This is a genomic window from Actinomadura sp. NPDC048394 (assembly GCF_040651755.1).
Lineage (GTDB): Bacteria > Actinomycetota > Actinomycetes > Streptosporangiales > Streptosporangiaceae > Spirillospora > Spirillospora montaniterrae.
In genome coordinates, this window is sequence record NZ_JBEZJL010000031.1 from 14,575 (window position 1) to 25,606 (window position 11,032).

Here is an 11,032-nt window from a genome sequence, read left to right on the forward strand (position 1 = left end):
CTGTGCGTGCGCCGTCTGCGGTTTCGGGGCCCCGTTTTCGCGGGCGGCCCCGCCGCCGATTCCACCTTGGGCGCCGCGGGGCCGTACCGTAGTGCGCCGTGTCCACCGCCTCCGAGAACGCGGCCGCCAGCCTCGACGACGTGCTGGTCGGCGAGGCCGTGCTGGGCGTGTACCGGCAGATGTTCGCGGCGCTGGCGCGCGACAGCGGCGCCGTGGTGGACGATCCCGAGCTGGTCGACGTCGCCGAGACGCTGCTCGCCGCGTTCGCCGGCGCGGGCGAGGACGGGCTGAGCCGCGAGCAGATGCGGTACGTGTGCCGCCGGTACCCGTCGGAGGTGTTCGAGAACCGGCTGCGGGTGCTGAAGGGGCTCGGCGCCGTCCGGGAGGTGTTCCCCAAGCCGAACCAGCTGCGCTACCGGGCCTCCTTCACCAGCGTGGTGGGGCTGATGTTCGTCCGCCGCATGATGCTGGACGGCGGGCAGAGCGAAATGCACCGGCTCCTCGCGCTGGAGCAGCTGAACGTCGCGGACCCGCGGATGACGCCCGAGCAGGCCCGCGACGGAGCGGAGGGCCTGGCGCGCGCGTTCCGGCTGTGGAGCGTCGAGCTCGTCACCCTCACCAACGGGACGATCGAGGAGCTGCGGGAGCAGGCCCCGAAGCTGTGGGGCACCGAGGAGATCCTGCTGCGCGCGGAGCGGCTGCACGGGGCGATCCTGCGGCGGTGGCCGCAGCTCGACCGCACCTGCACGGACCTGCGCGCCGCCATCTACGCCTACGGCGACGCGTCGCGCCGGGCGGCCGCGCGCCTGACGGACTCCGCCGGCACGACCCGCAATCTCACCCTCCTCCCGCCCGAGACGTGGCGCACCTTCGCGCGCACGGCGGGCCGTGAGGAGCTCGCGGCCGTCCTCGACGGTTTCGTGTTCGACGCGGCCGCGCCGTGGCACGAGCCGTCCGCGGTCGTGACCGCCGTCGAGGACGGGCCTCGGGCGACCCCGCCGCGGCCGGCTCCGCCGCGGCCGTCCGTGCCCGACACGGGCCTGTCGGACGACACGGGCTCCGACGTCACGGCGATGGAACGGCTGCGCGCCATGGCGGAGGAGGTCCTGCGCGGACGCGACCGGGTCGCCGTGCACGACGTCCTCGCGCAGGACTGGGTGACCGCACGCCGCACGCTCGCCGACCTGTCGTCGGCTCACCTGCACCCCGAGCTCCCGTACCGGCTGGTCTGGTCGGACGGCCTGGACGTCCGCCCCGACGGCGCGCCCACCTGGGTGACGCCGGGATGGTTCGAGAGGACGTGACCGTGGACCCGCAGGTTCTCGCGCGGGCCCGCGCCCGCGTGCTCGGCGCCCCGTCGGTCGCCGCGGCCGATCCGGTGCCGGCGGGCACGTCCGCGGCCACGGACGGGGACCGGGTGTGGCTGCTGCCGGTCTGGCCGGACGGCGCCACGCCCGCGCTTCTGGAGGAGTACCAGACCGCGCCCATGCCGCTGGACCGCGCGGGCCAGGCGCGCCGCGTGCTCGCCGCCGCGCTGCGCTGCTGCTGGATCCGGCTGGACGACGCGCCGTGGCCGGGTGCGCCGGCCACGGTCGCGGCCGTCCTGGACGTCTACGCGGGCATGTCCCGAGGGGACGCGGACCTGGCGCGCCGCTGGGCCACCGGCGAGCTCCGCCGTCTGGCCGACACCGGGTGGCTCCTTCTCGACGAGGGCTCTGGAGACAAGGGCGGCATCGTCCGTCCCGGCCCCCGGGTCTCTCTCTGGGCGGAGCACACTCTGTCGTCCCTGCGCTCCCTGCTGCACCGCCTCCCCGAACCGCCGCCGGAATCGCACGTCCAGGATCCGCTTGAGGCGCCCCCGGCCGTCCCGTCGCCCCGAGCCGCCGAACCGAGCGCCGGCGAAGGACCGGCGGCGGAGCCTTCGGGGTCGGGAAGAGAACCTGCGTCATCCGCGCCTCCTGTGGTGTTCCGATCACCTTCCGTGAACGAGCCTGCCGCAGCCCCGCCACCACCGGCGGAAAAATCTTCAACTGTGGATAACTCGCCGTCGCACGGCTCAGACGAGGCCGAGCCGGGCCCGGGCGAGGCGGTCCCGGACCCAGGCGAGCCGCGTGAGGAAGACCCCGGGAGCCTCGGTGAGTGACCTGTTCGAGGGGCTGCTGCGCGGTTATGACGAGCGGCGGCGGGCGGAGCTCGTCGCGGCGTACATGGCGGTGGAGCATGCGGCGGAGCCGGTGCCGGAAGTGCGGTTCCCCGCGCTTCGGGAACCGGCGCTGCGGCGGACGGTCGAGGAGATGCTGGCGCTGAGCGGCCGGACGCTGGTCAGGTCGGAGCAGACGTCGTGGATCTCGGGCTACCGGGACGACGTCGCGGCGGAGCTGGCGAAGGACGAGGAGTGCGTGCCGCCCGTCCAGGAGCGGGCGGTGCTGACGCTGGTGCTGATCCATTCGGTGGCGATCCCGCGCGCGGCGGGGCTGCTGGAGGACGACTCGTGGCTGTCGCCGTACCCGACGCCGGTGGAGGAGCTGAGGCGGCGGACGCAGCTGCCCGTCGGGGAGCTGGACGCGGCGCTGCGGCGGCTGCGGCTGGCGGGCCTGGTGGCGCAGGTCAAGGCGGGTGCGGACGACTCCGGCGGGTTCGTGCCGGGGCCGCAGTTCCACCGGCTGACACCGGCGGCGCGCCGCCGACTGCAGGAGGAGCTGATCCTGGCCGCGGGGCCGGACTCGCCGCTGGCGGCGGCGATCCGGGCGCGGCGGCGGGGGCGGGAACGCGATCAGGGGGAGAGCGAATGACGGCCGTGCTGGAGCCGCTGGTGCCGGGGCCCGTCCGGGACGCGGAGAACCTCGTCGGCGACCGGACGCTGGTGGCGGTGCAGGCGGTGAACATCTCGCGGCTGTCGACGCATCCGGTGCCGACCGTCCCGGGGACGCTGATCGTGGTGGCGGGGCAGGGCCCGAAGGACTCCAACGGGGCGGGCAAGTCGTCGTTCATCGCGGCGATCACGGCGCTGCTGGGCGACGAGCAGTGGCGGTTCGCGTCGGGGGCGCGGGCGGTGGCGGAGCTGCTGTTCAACGCGGAGCTGGCGGCGCAGGGCGACAGCCAGTGGGCGAGCGCCGACCACGGCTACATCGTGGGCGTCTTCGACTACGCCGACCCCGCCGAGACCGAGACCGAGGAAGAAACCGAAGCCGAGACCGCGCTGACCGTGTGGCTGCGGGTGAACGTGGACGCGCCGCATCTGGAGATCCGCTGGCAGGAGGGCGTGTACCTGGCGTCGGCGCCGTCGGAGGCGGGGCGGGTCGCGCTTGCCGACCGGTTGTGGGCGAGCCTGCCGCGCAGCGCGGGCCGCCGCGACCTGGTGGCGAAGGACCTGAGCCGCGTCCTGTACGGCGGTCGGGTGCGGTGCGTGTCGTTCCTGTCGACGTCGGTGCGGTCGAAGGTCGCGACGAACCTGCTGTCGCAGCCGCTGAACGAGATCAGCCCGGAGCGGATCTTCAGCGCGATCGCGGCGCTGACGGGTCTGGACCGGGAGCTGGAGGCGGAGCGGAAGTCGCGCGCGGAGGAGCACCGGGAGCGGGCGAAGGCGGCGGAGGCGGCGGACCGGCTCGCGGAGTGGGAGCTGGAGGCGGCGTCGCTGCTGAAGACGTTCGACCGGCGCGACCGCGCGCGCGAGGAGGTGGCGGCGGCGCTGCGGCATTGGCGGACGCGGCAGGCGCGGCTGCTGGCGGACGCGGCGGAGACCGACGCGGCGCACGCCGCCGAGCAGGAGGGGCTGCGCGCGGAGGCGGAGGAGCTGGCGGCGGCGGCGAAGGCGGCGGAGCGGGAGATCGAGCAGCTCACCGGGGGCGCGCTGGACGCGCGGCTCGGTGAGGCGAGCGCGGCGCTGGCCGAGCTGAAGGGGCAGGCCGACAAGCTCGGCGCGGACAAGGCGGTCGCCCGCAACCGGCTGGAGGAGCTGCGGCGGCAGGTGTCGGCGCTGGAGGAGCGGCGGCGGGAGGCCGACGGCCGGGACGGCGCCGCCGCAAAGGCGGAGCTGGCGGACGCGGAGGCGCGCCGGGACGAGGCGCAGCAGGAGTTCGGGATGGCGCGCGGCGCGGTCGCGCGGGCGGAGCGGTCGCTGGCGGAGGCGGAGGCGGGCGAGAGCAGCGCGCCCGCGCAGATCAGGGCGCTGGCCGCCGCGGGGATCGCGGCGGTGGGGCTGCTGGACGCGGTGGAGCTGGCGGCGGACGTCCGGGACCGCTGGGAGGCGGCGCTGTGGCCGTACCGGGAGGCGGTCGTGGTCGGGACGTCCGATCTGGACGCGGCGGCGGACGCGCTGAAGGGGCTGCCCGGTTCGATGATCGTCCCGGCGGACGGGGAGCTGGACCCGGGCGGTGAGCCGGTGGCCGGGCATCCGGAGGGGGTCCGGTGCGCGCTTCCGCTGACGCGCTTCTTCGGCGCGTTCGAGGGCGATGGGAAGGGCGTCGTCATCGTCGGCGGCTTCCCGGAGCCGGTGACGGGGCGTGTGGCGCGCGTGCAGGCGGCGCGGGCCGCGGTGGAGGCGGCGAAGGAGGCGCTGGAGAACGCGCGGCAGGCGACGTCCGATGCCGCCGCTGATGTCGCGCGCGCGGGGCGGCGGCTCGCGGGCGCGCAGGCGGCGGACGAGCTGGACGCGGTCCACGAGCGGATGGCGGAGTTGCGGGCGCAGCTGGAGGAGCTGGCGAGCAGCGAGTCGAAGCTGGGGCCGCGGCTCGGTTCGGCGGAGCAGACCGTCCGGCGGCTTCAGGCCAAGGCGGATACGCGCGCGCTGGAGGTGGACCGGCTGCGCGGCCGTAAGGAGGCGCACGAACGGGACCGCGACCGGGTGCGGCGCAAGGCGTCGGAGCTGGCGGACAAGCGTGCGGCGCTCGGCATTGAGGAGCTGGAGAAGGAGTGGGGCGGGTCCCGGGACGGCGCCGCCGAGTGGCTGTCCGGCCTCGACGACGACGAGAAGACGTGGACGCCGGCCGAGTGGTGGCACACCGCCGAGAAGCATCTGTCGGAGGCGATGCGGCGGGTGTTCCCCGAAGGCCCGTCCGATGAGGACATGCCGGAGGAGACGCGGTTCCTGCTGCGGGAGCGCGCCGACGGCGAGGGCCGCCGCACCGACCGGGAGCAGACCACGTTCCCGCGTCTGGCGAAGTCGCTGGAGGGCTATCTGCGCCGCCAGGAGGACTACGAGAGGCATCAGCGGCGGCAGATCGAGGTGCAGATGTCCGGGCGCCGCGCCGACCTGGAGAAGGCGCGCAAGGGCGCGATGGAGGCGGCGGGCGCCGCGGAGGCGCACCGGACCGCGCTGACGGCGGCGATCCGGGCGCGGCTCCAGCGGGTGGCGGAGGAGTTCGAGAAGCTGGACGTGACGTACGGCGGCTATGGCGCGACGCTGGAGTTCCCGACGCCGGAGCAGCCGGGCGATCCGGAGCAGGAGTGGCGGTGGCGGGTGACGCCGAAGTGGCGGCGCTCCGACGGGCAGCGGTACGTCCCCTACAACCGGCGCGCGAACACCGCGCTGATGGACGAGAAGGCGGTCAAGCTGGTGTGCGCGGCGGCGCTGGCCAGTTCCGGCGGCGGGCGGCTCTGCCTGGTGCTGGACGAGCTGGGCCGCAACCTCGGCAAGGAGCACCGCAAGGAGGCCGTCGCGCTGTTCCGCAAGATCGGCGAGACGCACGGCATCACGGTGATCGGCGCGCTGCAGGACGACATGGAGCCGTACGCGATCGACGCGTGCGGGCAGTACGTGAAGCTGCGCCGCTCGTCGGACACGATGCCGTACAACGAGCCGCCGGTCGTCGTGGGCTATGACGAGCACGAGCCGCGGGTCCGGAAGCTGGCGGAGACGATCACCCGGGCGCGGGCGGAGGTCCCCGGCGAAGCGCCGTAAATCATGTGAAGGCGGGCAGCGGATCCGGCAGGATGCGCGGCATGCGCGCTGACGAGCTCCTGACCGAAGTCGAACCGCTGTCGTTCGGGGAGCGCTGCCGCCGTCTGGCGGACCTGCGCGGGTCGGCCGGCACGCCGGAGCTCGCGGCGCTGCTCGGCGAGCTGGCGGCCCGCGGCCACTACGAGCGGTCGGTGGGCTTGTTCGTCGCGTCGGCCGTGCGGGACGAGGCGTCGCTCGCATACATCGCGCGCGCCATGGGCGACGCGGACGCGGAGCTGGCCTGCTGGGCGATCCGGCTGGCCGTCAAGCACGGGGTGGGCCCGGAGCCGTTCCTTACAGGGCTCGATGACGCGCCCGCGGCGATCCGGTCGCAGATCTACGACGCCGTCCGCAAGCGGCGGCGTACGGACCTGGCGGACGCGCTCGTGGGGCCGGTCGCGGACCGCTGGGGTGTGGAGGAGGCCGCCGCGCTGCTGCCCGCCTGCAGTGCGGAGGTAGTGGCGGAGCGGATCGACGCGTTCGCGCGGGCCGTCCCGAACTGGGCGTCGCTCGGCGGCGCGCATCCCGGCGTCGTGCTGGACCACGCGGAGCAGCGGTTCGCGGAGGCGGCCGACTGGCTGCGGGCCGGGCTGTGGGGACGGTACGGCCCCGGCGTCGCGGCAGCGGTGGACCACGACCCGGCGCGCGTCGTCGGACTGCTGGAGCGGTTCGGCGGCGACCCGGACCTGCCGTCCGCGCTGGAGCCGAAGACCGGCGTGCTGCTGGAGGCCGAGCCGGTCCGGATGATCGAGCTGCTGACCTCCGAGCGGTACCGGCGCTCGCTGCATCGGGTGCTGTGGCGCAGGTCCGTCCGGGACAGGCTCGCGGCGCTCGGCGACGGCGACGTGGCGCGGGTGGCGCGCGCCGTCCGCGAGGACGACAGTGCGCTCCGCCTGCTGCTGAAGGCGTTCCCGCCGTCGCGCCGCGAGCACGTGTTCGACGCCGCGATGGCAGGGGTGGACCTGTCGGCCGCCGAACTGGACGAGTCGCTCCTCGACGTCCTCCCGCGCGCGCTCCGGGTGCGGGAGGCGCGGCGGATGCTGCGGGTGCGGCGGGTCGCCGAGACGCCCGCGCGCTACTGGAGCATCAGCGCGTTCCTGCCGTACGACGAGGGCCTGCCGGTCCTGGAGGCATTGACCCGCCGCCCCGACGCCGACGACCGCGCGACCGGATACGCCCTGCTCATCGCGTGCGCGGGCCGCAGCCGCGACCCGGACACGCTGACCGCGATGCTGGAGTCGCTCGTCCGGCTCCGCAACGAGCAGGATCCCGTCCGGTACTCGGCGCTGGACGCGCTCGCGAAGATCCCGGAGGGCCTGCTGCGCGACGAGCACGCGGCGGCGGTGGGGAGGTTCGCCGACGACGCGCTCGCCGCCCGCGACTGCTCGTACATGACCCGCCAGGCGCTCGGGCGGATCGCCGCCGCGTTCTGCCGGCAGGGCGCGATCCGCGACGACGCCGACCTGGTCGTGTTCGGGCTGGGGCTCGTCGAGCGGCTCATCGGCCATGCCGGCGCGGTGTTCCTCGGCCGCCTCGACCACGTGCTGCGGCACGGGCAGGAGTTCCGGCTCGCCGAGACGCTCGCGCCCCACCTCGACGCCGCCGCCCGCCGCGACGACCACCGCCTCGCGCTGCTGCTCGTACGGGCATTGGGCCGCCGAGCGCACCATGTCCCGCGGCTGCAGGACGCGCTGGAGGCCGCGCTCGACGCGCGCAGCGACGCCGTCCTCACACAGGCCATCGGGCTGTGGCTCGCTCCCCCGGACACCCGCGCCGACCGCGTCGGGCGGGTCGTCGCGAAGGACGCGTCGGCCGTCGCGGTCCCCGCCGTCCTCGCGGCGATCGCCCGCGACCGCACCGACCTGCTGCACCTGGTCCTCGGCGGGACGACGCCGCCGGGACGGTTCCAGCGCGCGGACGTCACCTACGTCCCGCACATGACGGCGGCGTGGATGCGCCGGTGGACGTCCCGGCAGCGCGACGCCTACCTCGGCCTGCTCGCTCGCATCGCCGGCAACGAGGAGCAGACGGGCGACGCGCGGGCGAGCGCGATCCGGACCATCGGCACGGTCCCCGGCGTGGACGCGGCGCGGCTGCGCCCCTACCTCGACTCCGACGACGACCTGATCCGCCGCACCGCGCTGACCGCCGTAGCGTGGACCGCGTCGCCGCAGGCCGTCCTGCCCGACCTGCTCGCGCACGCCGCCACCGACCACGCGCACGTCGCGATGTACGCGATGACCCGCGCGGCCCGTTTCGTCCGTCCCTCGGAGCTGGCGGCGCTCCTCGGCCCCGCGCTCCGCGAAGGCAAGATCACCGCACGCAAGGAGGCGCTGCGGATCCTGCTGCACAACCGGGTGCCGGACGCCCTGGACCTGATCGCCGCCGCCTGGGACGACCCCGGCCAGCACCGCGACGTCCGCGCCGCGATCGCCTCGGCCGTCCGCCCGTACCTGGCCGAGCCGGTGGCGCGGCGGATCCTGACCGAGGCCGCCGGCGGCCCGCGCGACCTGGCCCGCCAGGTGCTCGGCACGCCGCCGCTGGCCGTCGAGGAGCGGTTCCGCGGTTTCTGCGCCTCGCTGGTCGTGCGGGTGGCGGGCTCGGGCGACACCGAGGCGCGAGACGCCGCGCTGCCGTACGTCCCGCAGTGGGCGCAGTGGGCGCCGGACGCCCCGGCGCTGCTCGCCGGCCTCGTCACCGACCTCGACACGGCCCAGGGCTGGAGGCCCGCCCTGGACGCGCTGGTCCGCTGCGTCGTCGCAGGGTTCGGTGCCGCGGAGTTCGGCGCCGCCGCGTCCGCCCTGGCCACCGCGCCCGACGAGCCCAGCGCGGACGCCGAGCGGGACCTGCCCGCCTTCCAGCGGCTGTCGGAGCTGGTCGGCGCGGTCCGCGGCGCAGCGGGCCGCGACCGAGAAACCGCCGAGCGCGCTATCGCGGCCCTCGACGGCCGCCTCCCCCGCGACCTCGCCTGCGAGCTGGAAGCCGCCACGCTCCGCTGGGACGCGCCCGGCATCGCCACCGCCCTGGACGCCCTCGCGGACCGCTGCACCGGCGGCGTCTTCGCGGCCCAGCAGGTCGCCGAGTCCCTCGTCCCGTGGGCGGACGACACGTGGCTCCAGTTCGCGGAGTACATGTCCCTCCCCGCCGGCACGCCGGATCCCGAAGCGGTCCTCCCCCACGCGGAACGCCTCGCGGCGCGCGGCGACCTCGCCGGTGGCCTGTTCGCCGCCGCGCTCGCCGGCGGCCACGCTCCCCGCGCGGGCTGGCCCGAACCCTGGCGAGCCCTCCTGCGCACCCTGCGCACCCACCCCGACCCCGACGTCGCCTACACCGCTCGCCACATCCACACCGCCGAGGAGTGACCAACCTTCCGGGCGGGTCCCGCGTCACACGGGAGGGATCACCGCGACGAGTCTGAGGAGCGGCCGTGGCGCAGTGGCGTGTTCCGGAGTTCGAGGAAGTGCGGGAGCTGGGGCAGGGCGCGCAGGGACGGGTCGTGCTGGCACGGCACAAGGTCCGCGGTACCCCGGTCGCCATCAAGTACCTCACGGCCGGCGCCGCTCCGGAAGCGCGCGACAGGTTCCGGGACGAGGCCCGCATGCTCGGCCGCGTCGACGACCCCAACGTGGCCCGGCTCTACCGGCTCGTCGAGCACGGCGACGACCTCGCCATCGTCATGGAGGCGGTGGACGGCGTCCCGTTCAAGGAGATCCTCCGCAGGCACGCCCCGCTGGAACCGGAGGCGGCGCTCACCGTGCTCAAGGGGTCGCTGCTCGGCCTCGCCGCGGCGCACGCCGCCGGGGTCGTCCACCGCGACTACAAGCCGGCGAACGTGATCGTCCCGGCGGACGGACGCAGCAGGCTCATCGATTTCGGCATCGCGGTCGTGGCGGGCGGCGCGTCCGCCGAGGGCACGCCGCTGTACATGGCACCCGAGCAGTGGCGCGGCGAGCCCGCCACGCCCGCGACCGACGTGTACGCCGCGACATGCGTGTTCTACGAGGCCCTCACCGGCCGCCGCCCGTACGGGAACGGCGACCGGGCGTCGATCAGGGCCGGCCATCTCGGCGAGGCCGTGCCCGCCGGCGACGTCGCGGAGCCGCTGCGCCCGCTCATCGCCCGCGGCATGGCCAAGGACCCGGCGGACCGTCCGGTCAGCGCCTCGGCGTTCGTCGGGCACCTCGACGAGGTCGCGGGCGGCGCGTACGGGCCGGACTGGGAGGCGCGGGGCCTGCGCGTCCTCGCCGGGGCCGCCGTCGCGCTGGCCGCGCTGTTCCCGCTGGCCGCCGCCGGGCTCGTCCCGGCAGGTGCGGGCGCGGCGGGCGCGGGCGCCGCGGCCGGAGCCGGAACGGCGGGGGCCGCGGCGGGGTCCGGCGGAGTGCTCGCGGCCGTCGGCACCAAGGCGGCCGTGGCCGCCGCCGCGACCGCCGTCGCCGGCACCACGATCGGCGGAGCCGCCGCCTACCGCGCCGCCCAGCCCGACCACTCGTCCCGCCCCGTCACCGCCGCGACCACGGCCCGCCCGAAGCCGTCCGGAGTACCGCTGCGGCTCGGCCGGCTGACGCTCACGGTGCCGGCGGGCTGGCGCTCGAGGAGCCTGGGCCTCACGAAGCAGGACACCGCGAACCACAACGTCACCACACCGGGCGCCTGCCGGATCCCGAAGGACGGGCTGCGCGGATCCCCCTCCTGGACGTTCTGCCCCGCGATCCTCGTGATCACGAAGCCGTGGTCGAACGACGGCAGGACCGGCTGGCAGACCTTCAACCGCACTCAGCCGTGGGCCCCCGAGACGGACGTGTCGCACATCTGCCCGCCCGACACCGACCTGTACTACGGCGGCGGCGACTTCGAACTCGTCCGCAGCGGATTGCGGCCGATCGGCGGCCGGAACGCCGAGTACCGCGAGTGGCGCCTGAAATGCATCCGCCTGACCTCCGGGCCCGAGATGATCCAGAGGACCGGCGTGTCGTTCGTCCAGCGATGGTGGTACCTGCCGCAGTCGAAGTTCCTGATCGTCGACGAGTGGAACACCCCGAACCTGGACGCGATCCTCGCGAACGCCACCTGGACCTGACACCACCTGGAGCTGAC

Annotated in this window: 6 protein-coding genes; all 6 read left to right on the top strand. The window is 75.4% G+C overall.

Going from position 1 to position 11,032, the window contains the following annotated elements; all coding sequences use genetic code 11:
* The first annotated feature begins 98 nt into the window (after positions 1-98).
* The 6 genes from AB0C78_RS23200 (at position 99) to AB0C78_RS23225 (ending at position 11,015) form a co-directional block, all read left to right on the top strand.
* A complete protein-coding gene (locus AB0C78_RS23200; RefSeq protein WP_360751128.1) occupies positions 99-1,304 on the top strand; it encodes a hypothetical protein in 1,206 nt (401 codons plus the stop codon).
* A 2-nt stretch (positions 1,305-1,306) separates the two neighbouring features.
* On the top strand, positions 1,307-2,143 hold the full coding sequence (locus AB0C78_RS23205; protein WP_360751130.1) for a hypothetical protein: 837 nt from the start codon (positions 1,307-1,309) through the stop codon (positions 2,141-2,143).
* Positions 2,136-2,792 (top strand): hypothetical protein, encoded by a 657-nt coding sequence (locus AB0C78_RS23210; RefSeq protein ID WP_360751132.1) that lies wholly within the window; start codon positions 2,136-2,138, stop codon positions 2,790-2,792. The genes AB0C78_RS23205 and AB0C78_RS23210 overlap by 8 nt, the downstream gene beginning before the upstream one ends.
* The gene (locus AB0C78_RS23215) at positions 2,789-5,899 is read left to right on the top strand and encodes a chromosome partitioning protein ParA (protein WP_360751134.1); all 3,111 of its coding nucleotides are present in this window, start codon (positions 2,789-2,791) and stop codon (positions 5,897-5,899) included. Before AB0C78_RS23210 ends, AB0C78_RS23215 begins: the two co-directional genes overlap by 4 nt.
* A 41-nt stretch (positions 5,900-5,940) precedes the next feature.
* A complete protein-coding gene (locus AB0C78_RS23220) occupies positions 5,941-9,300 on the top strand; it encodes a hypothetical protein (protein WP_360751136.1) in 3,360 nt (1,119 codons plus the stop codon).
* Positions 9,301-9,365: 65 nt separating this feature from the next.
* Entirely contained in the window at positions 9,366-11,015 is a 1,650-nt protein-coding gene (locus AB0C78_RS23225; protein WP_360751138.1) for a serine/threonine-protein kinase, read from the top strand.
* Positions 11,016-11,032 lie beyond the last annotated feature (17 nt).